General features: G+C 64.2%; 15 protein-coding genes. 12 read left to right on the forward strand and 3 right to left on the reverse strand.

Annotation, left to right across the window (positions count from 1 at the left end):
- The first annotated feature begins 24 nt into the window (after positions 1-24).
- The 3 genes from HWQ56_RS12360 to pgm all read left to right on the forward strand — a co-directional run bounded on the left by HWQ56_RS12360 (position 25) and on the right by pgm (position 5673).
- Positions 25-1659, forward strand: coding sequence for a VRR-NUC domain-containing protein (locus tag HWQ56_RS12360; protein ID WP_176570658.1), 1635 nt, complete (start codon positions 25-27; stop codon positions 1657-1659).
- Positions 1656-3908: an ATP-dependent DNA helicase gene (locus HWQ56_RS12365; RefSeq protein ID WP_176570659.1), complete on the forward strand. Its 2253-nt coding sequence runs from the start codon at positions 1656-1658 to the stop codon at positions 3906-3908. The genes HWQ56_RS12360 and HWQ56_RS12365 overlap by 4 nt, the downstream gene beginning before the upstream one ends.
- Positions 3909-4032: 124 nt before the next feature.
- Complete coding sequence (pgm, locus tag HWQ56_RS12370) at positions 4033-5673, forward strand: phosphoglucomutase (alpha-D-glucose-1,6-bisphosphate-dependent) (protein WP_158157645.1); 1641 nt, start codon at positions 4033-4035, stop codon at positions 5671-5673.
- Positions 5674-6151: 478 nt separating this feature from the next.
- On the opposite strand, the gene HWQ56_RS12375 is transcribed toward pgm, so the two are convergent.
- Complete coding sequence (locus HWQ56_RS12375; protein WP_176570660.1) at positions 6152-6850, reverse strand: pirin family protein; 699 nt, start codon at positions 6848-6850, stop codon at positions 6152-6154.
- A gap of 290 nt (positions 6851-7140) precedes the next feature.
- Between HWQ56_RS12375 and HWQ56_RS12380 the strand changes: the two genes are divergently transcribed.
- Positions 7141-9606, forward strand: a complete 2466-nt coding sequence (locus HWQ56_RS12380; protein ID WP_176570661.1) for a UvrD-helicase domain-containing protein — start codon at positions 7141-7143, stop codon at positions 9604-9606.
- A gap of 75 nt (positions 9607-9681) precedes the next feature.
- Here the strand turns inward: HWQ56_RS12380 and HWQ56_RS12385 are convergent, their stop codons facing one another.
- Entirely contained in the window at positions 9682-9942 is a 261-nt protein-coding gene (locus tag HWQ56_RS12385) for a DUF1652 domain-containing protein (protein ID WP_158158797.1), read from the reverse strand.
- 379 nt (positions 9943-10321) lie between these two features.
- Here HWQ56_RS12385 and HWQ56_RS12390 point away from each other — a divergent pair, with 379 nt between their 5' ends.
- The 3 genes from HWQ56_RS12390 (at position 10322) to HWQ56_RS12400 (ending at position 14014) form a co-directional block, all read left to right on the forward strand.
- A complete protein-coding gene (locus HWQ56_RS12390) occupies positions 10322-11947 on the forward strand; it encodes a methyl-accepting chemotaxis protein (protein ID WP_176570662.1) in 1626 nt (541 codons plus the stop codon).
- Between the two features lie 57 nt (positions 11948-12004).
- Positions 12005-13183: a pyridoxal phosphate-dependent aminotransferase gene (locus HWQ56_RS12395; protein ID WP_176570663.1), complete on the forward strand. Its 1179-nt coding sequence runs from the start codon at positions 12005-12007 to the stop codon at positions 13181-13183.
- A 114-nt stretch (positions 13184-13297) separates the two neighbouring features.
- Positions 13298-14014, forward strand: a complete 717-nt coding sequence (locus HWQ56_RS12400; protein WP_176570664.1) for a LuxR family transcriptional regulator — start codon at positions 13298-13300, stop codon at positions 14012-14014.
- Here HWQ56_RS12400 and HWQ56_RS12405 read toward each other — a convergent pair.
- The gene (locus HWQ56_RS12405) at positions 13992-14660 is read right to left on the reverse strand and encodes an acyl-homoserine-lactone synthase (RefSeq protein ID WP_176570665.1); all 669 of its coding nucleotides are present in this window, start codon (positions 14658-14660) and stop codon (positions 13992-13994) included. The two genes, HWQ56_RS12400 and HWQ56_RS12405, sit on opposite strands and share 23 nt — an antisense overlap.
- Positions 14661-14872: 212 nt before the next feature.
- Between HWQ56_RS12405 and HWQ56_RS12410 the strand changes: the two genes are divergently transcribed.
- From HWQ56_RS12410 to HWQ56_RS12430, 5 genes are read left to right on the forward strand one after another with little or no spacing between them, the layout of a single operon-like run.
- Entirely contained in the window at positions 14873-16069 is a 1197-nt protein-coding gene (locus HWQ56_RS12410; RefSeq protein WP_176570666.1) for an aminotransferase class I/II-fold pyridoxal phosphate-dependent enzyme, read from the forward strand.
- A complete protein-coding gene (locus HWQ56_RS12415; protein ID WP_176570667.1) occupies positions 16062-16577 on the forward strand; it encodes a DUF6190 family protein in 516 nt (171 codons plus the stop codon). Before HWQ56_RS12410 ends, HWQ56_RS12415 begins: the two co-directional genes overlap by 8 nt.
- Positions 16570-17370, forward strand: coding sequence for a dihydrodipicolinate synthase family protein (locus HWQ56_RS12420; RefSeq protein ID WP_176570668.1), 801 nt, complete (start codon positions 16570-16572; stop codon positions 17368-17370). The genes HWQ56_RS12415 and HWQ56_RS12420 overlap by 8 nt, the downstream gene beginning before the upstream one ends.
- On the forward strand, positions 17367-18218 hold the full coding sequence (locus HWQ56_RS12425; RefSeq protein WP_176570669.1) for an iron-containing redox enzyme family protein: 852 nt from the start codon (positions 17367-17369) through the stop codon (positions 18216-18218). The genes HWQ56_RS12420 and HWQ56_RS12425 overlap by 4 nt, the downstream gene beginning before the upstream one ends.
- Positions 18202-18441 (forward strand): Rieske (2Fe-2S) protein, encoded by a 240-nt coding sequence (locus HWQ56_RS12430; RefSeq protein ID WP_158158779.1) that lies wholly within the window; start codon positions 18202-18204, stop codon positions 18439-18441. Before HWQ56_RS12425 ends, HWQ56_RS12430 begins: the two co-directional genes overlap by 17 nt.
- Positions 18442-19147: the final 706 nt, after the last annotated feature.

Genomic DNA, 19147 nt, shown 5'->3' on the forward strand with positions numbered 1-19147 from the left:
ACCAAGGCCTGTGCGTAGAACACCGTGACCCCCAGCAACCTGGACGACCCGTTTTATTACCTGATCAACTTCCAGCGTGTGCTGGACTGGCTGACGCAGCGCTATGCCGATGTGCTGGACGCCGACGAAGTCCGGTTCATCAATGGCTTCGCGGCGGTGCCGCGCGAGTCCCAGGCCCTGCTGGTGCGCATGGTGATGCGCAAGGGCCCGCTGTACCGGGCCAGCAAGCTCAACTATGCCGAGATCGGCCCGGCCGCCCAGGCCGTGGTGCCGCTGCTCGCCCATGGCTGGGTGGACAGCCAGATGCCCTTGAGCCTGGCGCAGTTGTTCGACGTGCTGCAGAAAGCCGAATTGCTTGCCCTGTTCAAGGGGCGCGCGGCACTGCGCAAGGACCAATTGCTCGCCTTGTGGCAGGAAAGCGCGCCTGAACCGCAGCCGTTCGCGCACTGGTGCCCTGATCTGGACGACGGGGTCTATTCCCTGCCGGTACGCCCGTTGTGTGATCGCTTGCGCTTGCTGTTCTTCGGCAACCTGCGCCAGGACTGGTCGGAGTTCGTGCTGGCCGACCTTGGGGTCTACCGCTACGAACAGGTGGAATTGCACCCAGCCTCCCGCGGCCTGCAAAGCCGGGCCGACATCGATTTCTGCGTAGCCCTGCAGGCCTGCCGGCAGGCGCTGGAGGAGGGCAGCGAACTGGCGCCGCTGCTCCAGCAACTGGGGGGACTGGCAAGCACCAACCCCTGGCTGGTGGGGCGCCGCGAGCGGCTGCTGTTTGCCATAGGCCAACAATGTGAACGCCAGGGCCTGTGGCAGGAAGCCTTGGGCATATATGGCCAATGCAGGTACCCGGGCGCACGCGCCCGGCGCATTCGCGTGCTGGAGCGCAGCGAACAGTACCCGGCGGCCCTGGCCTTGGCCGAGACCGCGGCGCAGGCGCCGGAAAGCGCCGCCGAAGCCCAGCAACTGCCGCGCATGCTGCCCCGGCTGCGGCGCAAACTGGGGTTGCCGGCGCAACCCAGGGCGAAGAAACCAGTGGTCAACGAATGGCAACTTGCGCTGGCCCCGGAGCCTGGCGTGAGCGTCGAGCTGCGCGTGGCCTTGCACCTGGACCAGGCAGAGGCGCCGGTGCATTACGTGGAAAACAGCCTGATGAACTCGCTGTTTGGCCTGCTGTGCTGGCCGGCTGTTTTCGCCGCAGTGCCCGGCGCGTTTTTCCACCCTTTTCAGAGCGGGCCGGCCGACCTTCACCAGGCCGACTTTCGCCAGCGCCGTGCCGAGCAGTTCCAGGCATGCCTCGCGCAATTGCACGACGGCCGCTATCAAGACAGCATCCGTGCCTGTTACCGGGAAAAATGGGGCCTGCAGTCGCCCTTCGTGCACTGGCAGGCCCTCAGTGAACCCTTGCTGGAGTTGGCTTTGCATTGCTTGCCCGCCGAGCACCTGCACCATTGTTTCGAACGCTTGCTGCAGGACATCGCCGCGAACCGCGCGGGCATGCCCGACCTGATCCAGTTCTGGCCCCGGGAGCGGCGCTACCAGATGATCGAGGTCAAAGGGCCCGGCGATCGCCTGCAGGACAACCAGCTGCGCTGGCTAGAGTTCTGCGCGCGCCACTCGATGCCGGTGCAGGTCTGCTACGTGCAGTGGGCGCCCTCGTGAGTTACCGCGTGGCGGTGCGCGCGTTGTGCGAGTTCACCGCCAAGGTCGGTGACCTGGACCTGCGCTTCACCCCGTCGCCCACCGCCCAGGAAGGCATGGCCGGGCACCGCCGAGTCACGGCCGGGCGCGGCGCCGGTTACCAGAGCGAAGTGGCCCTTGAGGGGTGCTACAAAACCCTGCTGGTGCGCGGCCGCGCCGATGGCTACGACCCGGTGCGCAACCGCCTGGAGGAAATCAAGACCCACCGCGGTGACCTGGAACGCCAACCCGCCAACCATCGCCAACTGCACTGGGCTCAAGCGCGGGTCTATGGCTGGTTGCTGTGCCAGCGCGATGGCCTGGACCAACTCAACCTGGCGCTGGTGTACCTGGACGTCGACAGCGACCGCCAGACCGTGATCGAGGAGCCGTGGCAGGCCAGCGACCTGGAAGCTTTCTTCCATCAGCAATGTGCGCTGTTCCTGACCTGGGCCGAGGCGCAAATGCAGCGCGCCGCCGTGCGCGACCAGGGTCTGGTGGCGCTGAAGTTTCCCCACGGCGAATTCCGCCTGGGCCAGCGCGACCTGGCGGAAACGGTCTACAAGGCCGTCAGCACCGGGCGCTGCCTGATGGCCCAGGCCACCACCGGCATCGGTAAAACCCTGGGCACGCTGTTTCCGATGCTCAAGGCGATGGTGCCCCAGCAGTTGGACAAAGTGCTGTTCCTCACTGCCAAGACCCCCGGCCGACAGTTGGCGCTGGAAGCCTTGCGACAGGTCTGCGCCAGTGCCCCGGACCTGCCCTTGCGCAGCCTGGAACTGGTGGCCCGGGACAAGGCGTGCGAATACCCGGACAAGGCCTGTCACGGCGACTCGTGCCCCTTGGCCAAGGGTTTTTACGACCGTTTGCCGGCCGCCCGGGCCGCGGCCGTGCAACTGCGCCTGCAAGACCAGCAGGCGGTCCGCGAGGTGGCCCTGGCCCACCAGGTGTGCCCGTACTACCTGAGCCAGGAGCTGGCCCGCTGGGCGGACGTGGTCATCGGCGACTACAACTATTACTTCGACCTGAACGCCTTGCTGTTCGGCCTGGCCCAGGCCAATCAGTGGCGCCTGGCATTGCTGGCCGATGAGGCGCACAACCTGGTGGAGCGCACCCGCGGCATGTACAGCGCCAGCCTCGACCAGTACCACCTGGGCGTGTTGCGCCGCGATCCCCCGGCCTTGCTGAAAAGCCCATTGCAGAAGCTCAACCGGGAATGGAACGCGCTGTACAAGGACCAGGTGGGCCCCTACCAAGCGTATGCGCACCTGCCGGACCGCTTCGTCCAGGCCTTGCTGCGTTGCGTCAGTGCGTTGGGTGAGCTGTTCAATGAACAACCCACCGGGCTGGACCGCGCCTGGCTCGATTTCTATTTCGACGCCCTGCAATTCAGCCGCGTGGCCGAACTGTACGGCGAGCACTACGTGTTCGATATCCAGCAGCGCGAAGGGGCAGGGCGCAAACGCCAGGCCCGGCTGAACCTGCGCAATGTGGTACCGGCACCCCTCAGTGGCCCCCGCCTGAAAGCGGCCCGCAGCGCCGTGCTGTTCTCGGCGACCCTCAGCCCCCAGCACTACTTCGCCGACCTGCTGGGCCTGCCGGCGGACTGCGCGTGGATCGACGTGCAGTCGCCCTTCAGTGCCGCGCAGTTGGACGTGCGCATCGTCGACAGCATTTCCACCCGCTTCACCCATCGGCGCGCGTCCCTGGCGCCCATCGCCGCGTTGATCGCCGAGCAGTTCGCCCGTCAGCCGGGCAATTACCTGGCGTTTTTCAGCAGTTTCGATTACCTGCAACAGGTGGCCGAGGTCATGGCCGCCCAGTACCCCGACGTGCCGTTGTGGCTGCAAGGGCGCAAGATGGACGAAGCTCAGCGCCGGGATTTCCTCGGGCAGTTCAGCGACCACAGTCGGGGGGTGGGCTTCGCCGTGCTGGGAGGCGCGTTTGGGGAAGGTATCGACCTGCCGGGCAGACGCCTGATCGGCGCGTTCATCGCCACCCTGGGCCTGGCCCAGTTCAACCCGGTCAACGAACAGCTCAAGGTGCGGATGGCCGAGGTGTTTGGTGCCGGCTACGACTACACCTACCTGTACCCAGGCCTGCACAAGGTGGTGCAGGCCGCGGGCCGGGTGATCCGCGGGCAGCAGGACCGAGGCGTGGTGGTGCTGATCGATGATCGGTTCAGTGAGGGCCGCGTGAAGGCCCTGTTGCCGCGGTGGTGGGCGGTCTGAGACCTTGCGCATCGGGCCTGCGCGTCAATTTTCCTGCTATCGGGATCGAAGCCGTCGCGCTGTGGTCAAACTGCCAGTAAACTGACCCTTTAGTGTCCACGATTTTCCTTTTCAGAGGTTATGCATGAAGCTCAGTCCATTGGCGGGTAAGCCGGCTCCAGCGAACGTGCTGGTCGATATTCCGCGACTGGTGACCGCCTACTACACCGTCCAGCCCGACGCCAGCGAAGCCACCCAACGCGTGGCCTTCGGTACGTCCGGGCACCGGGGCAGTTCGTTCGATGCAAGCTTCAACGAATGGCACGTCCTGGCCATCAGCCAGGCGATCTGCCTGTACCGCCAGGCCCAGGGCATCGATGGCCCGCTGTACCTGGGGGCCGACACCCATGCGCTGTCGACCCCCGCCGCCGCCAGTGCCCTGGAGGTACTGGCCGCCAACGGCGTGCAGGTGATGATCTCGCACAACGATGAATACACCCCCACGCCAGCCGTGTCCCACGCCATCCTGTGCTACAACCGCGGCCGTACCCAGGGCTTGGCGGACGGTATCGTCATCACGCCGTCCCACAACCCGCCTCAAAGCGGTGGCTTCAAGTACAACCCACCCAATGGCGGTCCCGCCGACAGCCACGTGACCAAGTGGATCGAGGCCAAAGCCAACGAGCTGCTGGCCGACCACCTCAAGGGCGTCAAGCGCATCAGCCATGACCAGGCGCTGAAGGCCGGCACCACCCACCGCCACGATTACCTCAACACCTACGTGGCCGACCTGGGCAATGTCATCGACCTGGACGCCATCCGCAACGCCGGCCTGCGCCTGGGCGTGGACCCGCTGGGCGGCGCTGGGGTCAACTACTGGTCGGCCATCGCCGAGCATTACGCGCTGAACCTGGACGTGGTCAACACCCATGTCGACCCGACGTTTCGTTTCATGTGCGTGGACTGGGACGGCCAGATCCGCATGGACCCGTCCTCGCCCTATGCCATGCAGGGCCTGATTGGCCTCAAGGACCGTTTCGACGTCGCCTTCGCCTGCGACCCCGACCATGACCGCCACGGCATCGTCACCCCCAACGGTGGCCTGCTGGCACCGAACAACTACCTGGCCGTGGCCATCGACTACCTGTTCCAGAACCGCCCGAACTGGCGCGCCGATGCCGCCGTGGGCAAGACCGTGGTCAGCAGCGGCCTGATCGACCGCGTGACCGCGCGCCTGGGTCGCCGCCTGTACGAAGTGCCAGTAGGCTTCAAGTATTTCGCCGATGGCCTGTTCGACGGTTCCCTGGGCTTCGGGGGGGAGGAAAGTGCTGGCGCCTCGTTCCTGCGCCGCGATGGCAGTGTCTGGGCCACTGACAAGGACGGCCTGATTCCGTCGCTGCTGGCCGCGGAAATCACCGCCCGCACCGGCCGCAACCCAGGCCTGGCCTACCAGGAGCTGACCCGCGACCTGGGCGAGCCCTTCGCCACGCGCGTCGAAGCCAAGGCCAACCCGCAGCAGAAAGCGCTGCTGGGCAAGCTGTCACCCGAGCAGGTCAAGTCCACGGCGTTGGCCGGTGAACCCATCGAACAGATCCTCAGCCACGCCCCGGGCAACAACCAGGCCATTGGTGGCTTGAAAGTGATGACCGCCAACGGCTGGTTCGCCGCGCGGCCTTCGGGTACCGAGGACATCTACAAGATCTACGCCGAAAGCTTTGTCGACGAGGCGCATTTGCAGCGTCTGGTGGCGGAGGCTCAGGTGTTGGTGGACGCGGCGATCAGCTGACACCACGCTAAGAGCTGCACGAAAAAAGGGTTCCTCACGGAATCCTGGGGAAGTTGGTGGTGCCTTCAAAGATCTGTAGTGAACAAACAAGGCGGACCAGGTGATCTTACAGGCATAACTGGCCCGAAACAGATGTGGGACCGGGCTTGCCCGGGAAGCGCCGTGCGGACGGCGCTCGATTTCATGGGCGCAGGAAAACCCAAGACATGCATCCGGTGGCCTTGATGCGATTGCAAGCCGGGGCGATAGGATGTTCATCGGAGCTCCTGGCTGGGGATTGCACCAAGGTTACCAGGCGCCAGGCGATGTTGTAGTGTCGCTGTTGAGATCGAGCGCCATCCGCACGGCGCTTCCCGGGCAAGCCCGGTCCCACATCTGTGAGCTCTGTTTGCTCACTGCAGATCTGTGGCGGCACCATTTCCCGGGATTCCGTGAAGAACCAAAAAAGGGCCTGCATCGCTGCAGGCCCTTTTTCGTTTTACGCCACATCCACCAGCACGATCTCGGCGTCTTCGATGGCCGTGACCCGCAGCACGCGCTCGTCCTCCACCGCGATACCGTCACGGGCATTGGCCCGCACGCCGTTCACCTCGATCACGCCCTTGGCCGGTACCAGGTACGCCTTGCGACCTGGGTCCACGGGATATTCCGCGGTTTCCCCAGCGCTCAGGGTAGCGGCTACCAGGCGGCCGTCGGCGCGGATGCGCAGGCTGACATCGTCGTCGGCTCGGCCGCTGGCCAGGGTCACGAAGCCTTCGCCACGTTCGCCCTTGGGAAACGGCCGCGCGCCCCAGGACGGTGCTTCGCCACGCTTGTCCGGGATGATCCAGATCTGGAAGATCCGGGTGTGGCCGGGCTCCAGGTTGTATTCGCTGTGGACGATGCCGCTGCCGGCACTCATCACCTGCACGTCACCGGCTTCGGTACGGCCCTTGTTGCCCAGGCTGTCCTGGTGGGTGATGGCGCCTTCACGCACATAAGTGATGATTTCCATGTCGCGGTGCGGGTGCTGCGGAAAACCGGTGCCGGGGGCGATCACGTCATCGTTCCATACCCGCAGGTTGCCCCAGTTCATGCGTTTGGGGTCATGGTATTCGGCGAAGGAAAAATGGTGATGGGCGTCGAGCCATCCGTGGTTGGCGCCACCCAAGGACGCGAAAGGTCTTAACTGGATCATGGTGCTCTCCTCAAGTGGTTAATCTGAATCACGGGGCTAGTGTCTCGCGTCCATAGATCGAAAAAAAGCGTAAAATACTCGCCAAACCAATCTACAATATCGATATATGGCTGCTCCTCTGTGGGACCGGGCGAAGCTCGGGAAGGGTCCGCTGCGGTCTACCTGACGCAACGCGGCGGCTGGTTCCCGAGCTCCGCCCGGTCCCACAGGGCGGGTGGCGTCTTAACTACTTGATTCACAATGGTTTGGATGGCAGTGTCGATGCCTGTCGAACCGATGCCGGAGCACGCGTGTCAGAATTACCCGCCGAACTTGTACCCCCCGCCCAGTTACCCTGGCTCAAGCGCCTGGTGGCTCGCCTGCTGGGCCGTGGCCTCAGCCGGCTCAGCGCCCAGCACCGCGACTCCTGGTTTCACGGCCACGTGGCCGGGCAGCGCAGTGGCCATGGCGAGGGGCTGCGCGAGGGGTTCGAGCAAGGGCATGAGCAGGGCCTCGAAGAGGGGCGGCAGGTAGTGGTGATCCGCGACACGCGGCCGGACGAGCACGGCGTACCCGGCGTCGATGACTACCTGTTCGACAACTGGAAGCCCGGCCTGACCGCCGAACTGAAGAAGCGCATCAAGGCCGACGTCGCCGCGCGCCTGCCGGCGGCCGCGCAGCCCAGCGCCGCGCAATGGAAGCTGATTTTCAGCGACACCCCGTCCACCTGCGTGATCGCCGGCGCCGGTGCGGGCAAATCCACCTCCCTGGTACTTCGCCTGCTGGTGCTGCACCACTACCTGGGCATGGAACTGGACGCGCTCACGGTAGTGACCTTCACCCGCGAGTCGCGCAAGGACTTCATCAACAAGGTGCTGCAGGTGTTCGGCCTGTGGGGCTACAGCCTCAGCGCCCGCCAGGTACGCGAAGTGGTGCGCACCTTCCACTCGCGCATCCTGCCGCTGGTGCGCAGCCTGCCGGGCTTCGCACAGCTGCGCGCCTTCGAGAACCTGAGCAACCAGGCACCGCTGCCGGGCGCCGAAGAGGACGCCGACAGCAACCCTTTCGACCTGCGCCTCAATGACGCCCAGCGCCAGCAGATGAACCTCTGCTACCGAGACCTGATGCAGAGCAGCGAGCGCTTCGCCGAGTTGATCGGCCTACTGCGCCGCCAGGCCCTGCAACTCAAGGAACTGGACCGCGACCACCCCGATGTGCAGAAGCGCGTGGCGGTGACCGAACTGTCGGCGCGCCGTGACGAGGAGCTGTGCGACCTGATCGAAGACCTGTGGTTCAACGCCGGGGCCTGGCCGATCAAGGGCATCGAGCCAAGCCGCGAAACCGTGGACATCAACGGCAGCCGTTTTCACTTCCATGGCTATATTCCCGAGATGGACGCCTGGGTGGTGCTGGGCTTCGACCCCTCCCAGGACCCGCAGATGAAACGCCCTGGCGCCAAGCTGCCAGTGTGGGCCGAGTGGGTGATCAAGCGCACGCTGTTCCAGGCCTTTTGCCCCAAGCCGGTGATCTGGTTGGAGAACTACGCCCAGGCCCGCCGCCTGCTGGCTTCCCTGGCGGCGGACGCGGTAGCGGGGCCGGGCTTCGACTACAAGGTCAAGGGCGAGCTGGTGAGCGCGCCGCTGCTGGACTGCTTCGTCGGCGCCGCCGGTTTCATCGAGAACCTGGGCCTGGACGTGCACGCGGCGGTGGGCCGGATGAGCTTTGCCAGTGAAGATAGCGACCGCTTGTTCTTCGAGGCCTTGAGCCTGTACTGGAAAGCGTTCGAAGCGCACCTGCTGAACCAGGCGCCGCCGGTCATGACCTATAACCGCATGTTCGCCCTGTTCGGCGAGAACAACCCGGAAAACCTGCGACAACTGAGCGATGAGGTATTGCGGCCGCTGTCGCACTTGATGATCGACGAATTCCAGGACGTGTCGCCGCAGATCGTCTCCTGGCTGCGCGCCACCTTGCGGGAGATCCGCAGCCGTGGCCCGCAGTTGTCAGTGGGGCGCGTGGCGCAGTACTCCTCGTTGCTGTGTGTGGGGGACGATTGGCAGTCCATTTACGGTTGGCGCGGCAGCTCGCCGAAATACTTCATGGAGTTCGCCAGGCAATTCCCGTCACCGGCCACCACCCGAGTGATGCTGGCCGACAACTTCCGCAGCCACCAGCACATCATCGACGCCGCCGAGCACCTGGTGCGCAGCGCCCCGGCTATCACTGGCAAGAAGGCGAGGGCGGCAGGCCCCCAGCCCGAGGTGCTGACGCCGGTACGGGTGCTGGACCGGGACGACGAGACCATGGCCTTGACCGTGGCCGAGCATTATCAGCAGGGCGACTCGATACTGTTGCTGTTCCGCAAGGGCAGCGACCGCGCGGCCGCGGTCGAGCACTTGCAAGGGCTGCTACAGCGCGACCAGGCGCGGCCAGCGGCCGAGCGGCAGATCAAGCAACTGACCTACCACAGCGCCAAGGGCCTGCAAGCCGATGCGGTATTCCTGCTGGGCGACTGCCAGCACGTCACCCGGTCACCCTACAAGAACCAGGTCTACCGCCTGGCTGGCCTGGGCAAGGCTGGCGAGGCAGAGGCCTACGACAAGGCCCAGCAGGACGAAACCCTGCGCCTGGCCTATGTGGCCGTGACCCGGGCGGTGAGCCATTGCTACTGGTACGTGGAACCGCCGGTCAAGGACACCCCGGCGCAACCCCGGGCGTCCGACCATGTGGCGGGGGACAAGCCGTTCTTCGACGACCTGCGGGCTTCGACGGTCTGACGGCGTTTCACGCCCGCAAAAAAAAACCGACGCCGGCAACCGGCATCGGTTTTTTTATTGCGGGCAGGGTACGGGTCAGCCGTAGGCCGACAACGAATGCGGCGGAATGAACGCCTCCAGCTCTGCTTCGACTGCTTCGATGATGCGTTCCACGTCGGCCGCGTTCATCACCGTGGCACAGGGAATACCGGCGATGGCGATCAAGGTCTCGCCACTGGCGCGGTCGAACAGGCGCGCCACCATGCTGCTCGGGGCATCCATGCTGCCCTCGAAACCCATGGGGTGAAAGTGCCAACGCATGACCTGGCAGGCGTTGGGAAAGGTCATTTTGTTCATTGTGCCACCTCTGCATCGTGCAGCCTGGCCCGGCGTGCCGTCGTGTGTGAATACGGCGGGGATACCCGGACCTGTCGGAAACCTAAAAGTAGCACCGCAGGGCACTTGGGATGAGTGTTTTTTAAGTAAAAAGTGTTCTCAAGTCCAGTTATTTGATGCAGGTCATAAAACCCCCGACCAATGGCGTTGTCTACGCGCCAGGCAATTAAGGCGCAAACGTTTAAATGGGTAAGTAATTAACCGTTCAGTACATTAAAGTTTATTCAGCGCCCTCAGGTTTTTGCCAAACAGCCGATAGCTCTCTTACTGGGGCAGTGATGTCACGCCGGCCCCGCTCCTTTGCATGGACGCCTGCCCTTTCCATTGCGAGCGCTATTCCATGTCCCTTCGAAATATAAGCATTGCCCCTCGCGCGTTCCTCGGCTTCGCCTTCATCGCCCTGCTGGTCGTGGCGCTGGGCGTGTTCGCGTCCAACCGCATGGCGCTCATCCGCCAGGCCTCCGTGGACATGCAGACCAACCAGTTGCCCAGTATCAGTTTCCTGGGCAATGTCACCGAGGGCGTGGTGAGGTTGCGCGTCACTTCGTTCCGCCTGCTGGTCAACCGTGAACCGGAAATGGTCGCCGATACCGACGCGCGCATCGCGGTATTGGTGGATAAAGTCAAACAGGCCGCGCACAACTATGAAGTGTTGCCAGCAGGGCCTGAAGAGGCGGCGCTTTACCGCGAGTTCCAGGGCACGCTCAACAACTACCTGCAATTGCAGAGCCGCCTGCAAGACTTGTCGCATCAGAACAAGTTGGAAGACATGCGCACCCTGCTCAATACCGGCATCAAGGAGGGTTCCGACAAGATGGGCGAACAGCTCGGGCGGCTGGTGGCCATCAACCAGGCAGGGGCCAAGGCTGCCAACGATGAAGCCGCCGCGCAGTACAGCCTGGCGAACCTGTGCGTGATCATCGTTTCGGTGATCGCCTGCCTGATGACCATTGTGCTGGCCTGGCTGTTGACCCGCAGCATCGTCACCCCGCTCAGCGTGGCCGTGAAGGCCGCGCAGACCATTGCCGCCGGCAACCTTACCCAGCCTATCCAGGTGCAAGGCCGCGACGAACCCGCGCAACTGCTTCAGGCCCTGGCCCAGATGCAGGGCAACCTGCGCCAGACCATCGAGCAGATCGCAGGTTCGGCCACGCAATTGGCTTCGGCCGCCGAAGAACTGAGCGCCGTGACGGAAGAAGCCTCCAAGGGCCTGTTGGCGCAGAATCAGGAAATCGAGCAGGCGGCTACCGCGGTCAACGAAATGACCGCGGCGGTGGAAGAGGTGGCGCGCAACGCGGTGTCCACTTCCCAGGCGTCCCAGGACTCCAACCAGGTAGCACTGCAGGGCCGCGACCGGGTCACCGATACCGTGGGCGCGATTCAGCACATGACCCAGGAAGTGCAGCGGACCTCGGTGCTGGTCGAGGGCCTGGCGGCCCAGGGCCGCGACATCGGCCAGGTGCTGGACGTGATACGCGCCATCGCTGAACAGACCAACCTGCTGGCGCTGAACGCGGCCATCGAAGCGGCCCGTGCCGGTGAGGCCGGGCGCGGTTTCGCGGTGGTGGCCGACGAGGTCAGGGCGCTGGCCCATCGTACCCAGCAGTCCACCCGGGAGATCGAGCAGATGGTCAGTGGTATCCAGACCGGCACCGGCGAGGCCGTGCAGTCCATGCAGCAGAGCACGCAACGCAGCCAGTCCACCCTGGACATGGCACGCGAGGCGGGGGGCGCGTTGCAGCAGATCACCGAGTCGATCTCGCTGATCAACGAGCGCAACCTGGTGATCGCCAGTGCGTCCGAGGAGCAGGCCCAGGTGGCCCGGGAAGTGGACCGCAACCTGGTCAACATCCGCGATCTGGCCAACCAGTCCGCGGCCGGCGCGCACCAGACCAGCGCCGCCAGCCATGAACTGTCACGCTTGGCGGTGGACCTGAGTGGCATGGTGGCGCGATTTGTGATTTGACGGCACGCACGGTGATGGTAGGGTCAAGGGCCGCCATGCTGCGACAAGGATATCTGCATGCGTTATTCCGCCCTGACCCAACGTATCGCCGGTGACGGCGCCGCCGCCTGGAACATTCACTACCGTGCCCTGGAGATGCTTGACCAGGGCCGGGACGTTATCCTGCTGTCGGTGGGTGACCCGGACTTCGACACCCCGGCGCCGATCGTCGAGGCGGCCGTCGCCAGCCTGCGTGCCGGCCACACCCATTATTCGGAGGTGCGCGGCAACCTGGGGTTGCGCCAGGCGATCGCCCGCCACCATGGCCAGTGCAGTGGCCGGGTGGTGCACGCCGATGAGGTGGTGGTGTTGCCGGGTGCCCAGTGTGCGGTGTTCAGCGTAGCCCAGTGCCTGCTCGACCCCGGTGACGAGGTGCTCGTCCCCGAGCCCATGTACGTGACCTACGAAGCGGTGTTCGGTGCCTGCGGCGCCACGGTGGTGCCGGTGCCGACACGCCCCGAGCACGGTTTTCGTGTGCAGGCCGTCGATGTCGCCGCCCGGATCACCCCGCGTACCCGCGCCCTCATGATCAACAGCCCGCACAACCCATCGGGTGCGGCCTCGCCGCTGGCTACCTGGCAGGCGCTGGCCGGCCTGTGTACTGCGCATGATCTGTGGCTCATCAGCGATGAGGTGTACAGCGAGTTGCTGTACGGCGGTGAGCACCTGAGCCCGGCGAGCCTGCCGGGGATGGCGGCACGCACCGCGACCATCAACAGCCTGTCCAAGTCCCATGCCATGACCGGCTGGCGGGTAGGGTGGGTGGTGGCGCCGGTGGAGTTGGCCCGCCACCTCAGTCACCTGGCGCTGTGCATGCTCTACGGGCTGCCGGACTTCATCCAGGATGCCGCGCAGGTGGCCATCGAAGCGCCGTTGCCGGCTCTGGCCCGTATGCGCGACACCTATCGAGAGCGCTGTGACGCAGTGTGCGCGGCCTTGCAGGACTGCCCGGGTGTACGGCCGCTGAAGCCTGATGGCGGCATGTTCGTGATGGTCGACATCCGCGCCACCGGGCTCAGCGCCCAGGCGTTCGCTGACCGCCTGCTGGATGAGCAGGGGGTGTCGGTACTGGCAGGCGAGGCGTTCGGTCCCAGCGCAGCAGGGCATGTGCGCCTGGGGTTGGTGCAGGACACCGAGCGTTTGTTGGAGGCCTGCCGTCGAATAGCCCGCTGCGCCGGGTCTTACCACAGGCCCTGAGGGAATTCGGGGGGGCAAGGATGGGTAGTCCTGCGAATGATTCACTACATTCGTTGTCAATCGCTGTTTTCATAACATATCGATATTTATCATGCGTAGTGGCCAGGGGCTACAGTGTCCTGCCCGGTTTTAAGGATTGAAACCAGCATGACGCTCGATACATCGAATAATAAGAAGTTGCTCAGGGCATTGCAGTCGTCAATGCCGTTGTTGAATAACCTGCCGTTAGCCTATATTGCCCTCAATAAACAGAGCCAGTGCGTCAGCCGCCTGGTCTCGAATTACCCTGCCGCATGGCTGGGTGTCTACCGTCGGTTCAATTACCACCAGATCGACCCCGTTATTCAATATGGCATCAACCAGGTAGCCCCGTTTCCCTGGCGCAAGGCCCGTGGCGTGACGGCCAATCATGGCGACACGCTGTTCAGCCAGTCGCGGCACTTTCAATTGAGCGGCGGCTATACCTTTATTCTGCATGACGCCTGTGGCCAGTTCGCGGCCCTGAGCTTGAGCAATGCCGACCAGTGCCCTGAATTCGACACCCGTATTGGCGACCATGCCGCGCAGTTGCAGATGGTATTGATCGATGTGCATCAGCAAGCGCTGGAGTTGCCCGCCGCGCACGGTGCGCATTCGGCGGGCGGGTTGTCGGAGCGGGAAATGACCATCCTGACGTGGGTGGTCAGGGGCAAGGCCTACAGCGAGATCGCCGGGCTGGCAGGCATTGTCGAGCGAACCGTGAAATTCCACATGAGCAATATCGTGCGCAAGCTGGGCGTCAACACGGCCAAGGAGGCCGTGTTCAAGGCTACGACGCTAGGTCTTGTATGAACCGCTGCGGCGCGCTGGCGGGAAAACGCGCCACGGTCAGGTCCAGCCCTGCTGGCGTGCCGATGCGCGCCAGCAGCCGCTGCCGGTTGGCCTCGTCCACTGGCATGCTCAGCAGCAACACCCGTTCGCCCGGTGACGCCTGACCCTGGCTGAGCACCTCGTAGTGCCAGCCGGCGCGGCGCACGATACGTGACATCGCCGCACTCACCACGGTCACCACGGCTTTCATCCCGGTTGCCTGGGCATGGTTGTGCATGGCCAACAGCAGCAGCTCTGTGAAGGGTTGGGTCGCCAGGCCCAGGGCGCTGGCGCGCTCGGTGTCGACGAAAAAGCGGCTGGACTCGCACAACCGTGGGTGCTTGGGCGGCTCAACGTCGAAAAACGCTCGAAAAGGGCCTTCGACCATGTAGGGCTGCTGGGTATTGATCAGCCGCACCCCGGCCAATGGCTGGCCATTCCAGCAGCCGACAATGTAAGTGGCATCGGCATTGTCGTAGTGGTCGAACTCATGGCCGTTGCGCACCTGAACCTTCCAGTTCAGGCGGTCAGCGAATACTTTCTTGCGCAACCCGTATAACTGCGAGAGCACCGAAGGGCAGGTATCGGGGTGAGCAGAGGCATGAAAAGCAATAGTGTGTTCGGGCATGTGAGCAGTACTTTTTATTGTCAGAAACTTCCTACACGGAGTCTGCGGGTCGGGCAGCGCCGTCACAACTGGACCAAAGAACAGGTGGGCAGGCAACACGCCCTCCTGTACCTGCGTACAGTTGTTGGGCATGAAGGGGGCGGGCAACTATGAAGTGGCCGCCGAATGGGTTCGGCGGCCAACGTCGTTTTCACCGCCCCAGGATAAAAATAATGAATAGTTCACTGGCCCTTGATGCCCTGACCACTGCCCAGCCGATCAAGGACGATATTACCCAGCACGAAATATCGGCCCTCAAGACGCGATTCAACCTGGCCGATGCTCATACGCACCAGGCGCAAAGCCCGAGTCAGCAGCAGATCATCCAGAACCTGCCAGCGCTGTGGTATCAGGCCGAATCGCAAACCCAGTACCAGAGCGAACAGGCGTTCATCGAGACCTTCTTCACCTTTCACGGCCAGCGCCATGCGCTCAAGCGCCGCGATGAGATTTACCTGGTGTATGCCGCCTCCATCGCCATGCACATCACGGCCACGTACCTGCGCAAGCGCAACATGAGCGTGGGCCTGATCGAACCTTGCTTCGACAACCTGCACGACCTGCTCAAGCACATGGAAGTGCCCATGACGCCGCTGCCCGAGTCGATTTTCGCTGACCCGGCGATGGTCTACAGCCAGCTGAGCCAGCATGCCGAGGGCCTGGACGCGATCTTCCTGGTCGACCCCAACAACCCCACCGGCACCAGTCTGTTCGCCGACGGCCCCGAGCCGTTCGTGGAAGTCGCACGCTATTGCCGCGACCACGGCAAGCTGCTGATCCTGGACTTCTGCTTTGCCTCCTTCCTGCTGGCCAGCGGCCGCAAGCGCGTGGACGCCTACCAGATCCTCGACGAGATGGGCACCGATTACATCGTCATGGAAGACACCGGCAAGACCTGGCCGTTGCAGGACACCAAATGCGCGACCCTGATGAGCAGCACACGCATCAACCCGGACATCTACAGCCTGGTCACCAGCGTGCTGCTGAACGTTTCGCCGTTCGTGCTCAACGTGGTCACCCAGTACGTGCGCGACAGTGCCCAAGACCAGTTCGCCTCGGTACGTGACCTGCTGGACCGCAACCGCGCCATCGCCCGAGAGTGCCTGCACGGGGATTTCCTCAATTACCTGGAGCCCAAGGTCGAGACCAGCGTGGCCTGGTTCGAGATTCGCCGCGACGGTGTCACGGCCGATGCGTTGCAAGCCTACCTGCTGACCCATGAGATCTATGTGTTGCCGGGCAAGTATTTCTACTGGAGCCAACCCGAGCGCGGTCAGAAATACATCCGCCTGGCGTTGGCCCGCAAACCTGAAGATTTCGCTGCCGCCGTGCAGACCATCGCCCGTGCTCTGGAGGTGTTCAATGGTTAATGCCAGCGCTCCGTTGATCGACGCCACCGTGTTCATGGGCATGCACCATGCCGACCCTGCGGTGAAGCAGCAGTCGTTGGCATTCTTCGGCAACCATTTCGACAAGACGGTGAAGATGAACTTCGCCCAGATTGGCTTGTGCGATGCGGTTATCTGGAAAAAAGCCCGAGCGCTCCAGGACGTCTATTACCCGTTCATGGACGTGCTGCACACCGACATGAACATCGAGCGCCAAGGCTACTGCCAGCGTGTGTTGGAGCGCGCCGCGCAGGCCGATGAACTGCAGGGCCTGGATGCCGAGCGCAAACTGCTGGCTGCCCAGGTGCTGGAGTACCGTTTGCCATTCTTCACCCATGACCCGCGGTTGACCGGCCTGGCGGCGTTGCAGCCTTACCTGCAGCCGTTCCCGGCCCTGGACGACCCTCAGGTTTTTCCTGCTGCGTTGCAGGCGCTGTACCAGCATTCCACTGCGCTGGTGGTGGCGGCGGAGGACCTGGCCCATGTCTGAAGGCAAACTCTTCGTGCCGCTGGTCACGCCGCTGGATGACGCCCAGGGCATTTGCGTGGCGAGCGTCCGGCGCCTGTTGCACAGCTGCGCGCCCTTCGTGGATGGCTACATTCCCTGCCTGACGTCCGGGGAGGGCTGGCGCCTGAGCGACGCCCAGTGGCAGGCCATGCTGGGTGCCACCCTGGACCTGGCGGGGGGAAAGACCGTGATCGCCGGCATCGAGGCGGCCACCACCGAACAGGTGGTGGCTCGTGCCTGGCTCGCCGAGCGCATGGGCGCCCATGCGGTGATGTTTACCTCGCCATTCGCCCCGGGACTCACCCAACCGCAGATCATCAAGCACTACCGGGCCGTGCATGCTGCCACCTCGTTGCCGCTGATGATCTACAACGAGTCGGCGTTGTCGGGCAATGAAAAGACCCTGCCCACCCTGTTGGCCATCGCCGCCCTGGGGCGGGTGACGGCGATCAAGGACTCGCCTTCGGTGCCGCGTACGGCGGCAGACATCCAGGCCCTGCGCAGCGCCGGCCTGGCCTACCTGATCGGCTGGGAAGCGCAGTTGGCGGGTGCGTTGGGCAGTGACGGCAACGTGGTGTCGCTGGCCAACCTGGAGCCTGGGGTATGCCGCCTTGCCACCGTCGCCGACCAGCCCCGCGTGGCCCAGTGGGTGGCGCGCCTGGACGAGCGCTTCAACCTGGGCGCCGATGACTGGTATGCCTGGGTCAAACGTGAACTCAAGGCTCGCGGCGTGCTGGCCAGCGATTACCTGGTAAAGGAGGACGAACGGCCATGACCCCCTCGCACAAGGCCCTGTTTCGGGCCAACCGCGCGCTGATCGAACGGCTGACACCTATCGACCCGGCCCTGCTGGAGTTCGAACAGCAATGGGTTGAGGCTAACTTCGCCGCCACCCTCACGCCGGAGCAACCCACTGACCTGGCGCAATTGCGCAAGGCGTTGGCCGAGCTGATCGCCTTCGAGAAGGATCAGGCTCCCGACAGCGTCGTCTACGTGGCCAATGACATGGACCGCGCAGAGTTCAAGATTCTGGTGCAGGAGTTTGCCCTCGACGGCCTCACCGAAGCGCAGGTGTTCTACCACCTGATGCCGCGGCTTTCGCTGGAAGCGCAGATGCCCATGTTGCGCATGATGATCGACGAGTTCGGCTCGGGGAACATCAAGCGTTCGCACACCACGCTGTACCAGGAGCTGCTGCGCGAACTGGAGATGCCGGTCGACCTGGAGCACCACATCCAGGTCAACGGCGAGGCGGGGTGTTCGTTCCCCAACCTGTTCTGCTGGCTGACCATGAGGGCGGATGACCCGTCCTATTTCGCCGGTTTCGTGACCTATTTCGAAACCGTGGTGCCGTTTTTCTTCGAGTGCTACACCGACCTGTGCACGCGCCTGGGTATCCAGGCCCATGCCTACTATTCCGAGCATGTGCACATCGATGTGTTTCATGCCCTGGAAGGCCAGCGGTTGCTCAAGGCGATGGACAGCGGCGGCCACCTGGACGTGGGCAAGGCCTGGCGGGGCATCTGCATGGGCCGCGAGATCATCAACGCCGCCTTCGACGCCGCCGTGCTGAAGGCCCAGGAAATGACCCGGGAGCGCCAGCGCCATGTCGAGCGATCTTGAGGAACTGACCCGTGCCGAGACCTTCAACCTGGTGGTCGCCGACCGCGAGTACCAGGTACCCCACCAGTGCCCGCATCGCGAGGGTTGGCTGGAGCACGGGATGGTCAACGAAGGCCGTCGCACCATCACCTGCCCGCTGCATTTTTCGGTGTTCTGCCTGGAGACCGGCAAGCAGTTGGGGGGGCCTGAGTGTGGCAGCCTGAAGGTGAAGCGGTTGAGGTAGGCAGACGGTGGTCCTAGCAAACCGTGTGAGCCCCACAACGTCACCCCGTAGCAGCGGACCCGGCCGCGTCAAAAACACCGCGCAGCATCAGGCACACCGCCTGCACCGCCGACGCGGCCAGGTCCGCTGCTACGAGCCGTGGCAACCCTGTGGGACCGGGCGAAGCTCGGGAAGGGGCCCGCCAAGTGGACCGCGTTGTCCGCTTTCCGAGCTTGCGCCCGGTCCCACAACGGACCGTGTGGCATGAGGCATACCGCGTGCATCGCCGACGCGGCCAGGTCCGCTGCTACGAGCCGTGGCAACCCTGTGGGACCGGGCGAAGCTCGGGAAGAGGCCCGCCAGGTGGACCGCGTTGTCCGCTTCCCGAGCTTGCGCCCGGTCCCACAACGGACCGTGTGGCACGAGGCATACCGCGTGCATCGCCGACGCGGCCAGGTCCGCTGCTACGAGCCCTGGCAACCCTGTGGGACCGGGCGAAGCTCGGGAAGGGGCCCGCCAGGTGGACCGCGTTGTCCGCTTCGCGAGCTTGCGCCCGGTCCCACAACGGACCGCGTGGCATCAGGCATACCGCGTGCGCCGCCGACGCGGCCAGGTCCGCTGCTACGGGCCGTGGCAACCCTGTGGGACCGGGCGAAGCTCGGGAAGGGGCCCGCCAGGTGGATTGCGTTGTCCGCTTCCCGAGCTTGCGCCCGGTCCCACAACGGAC

The sequence above is a fragment of the Pseudomonas eucalypticola genome (assembly GCF_013374995.1).
GTDB lineage: Bacteria > Pseudomonadota > Gammaproteobacteria > Pseudomonadales > Pseudomonadaceae > Aquipseudomonas > Aquipseudomonas eucalypticola.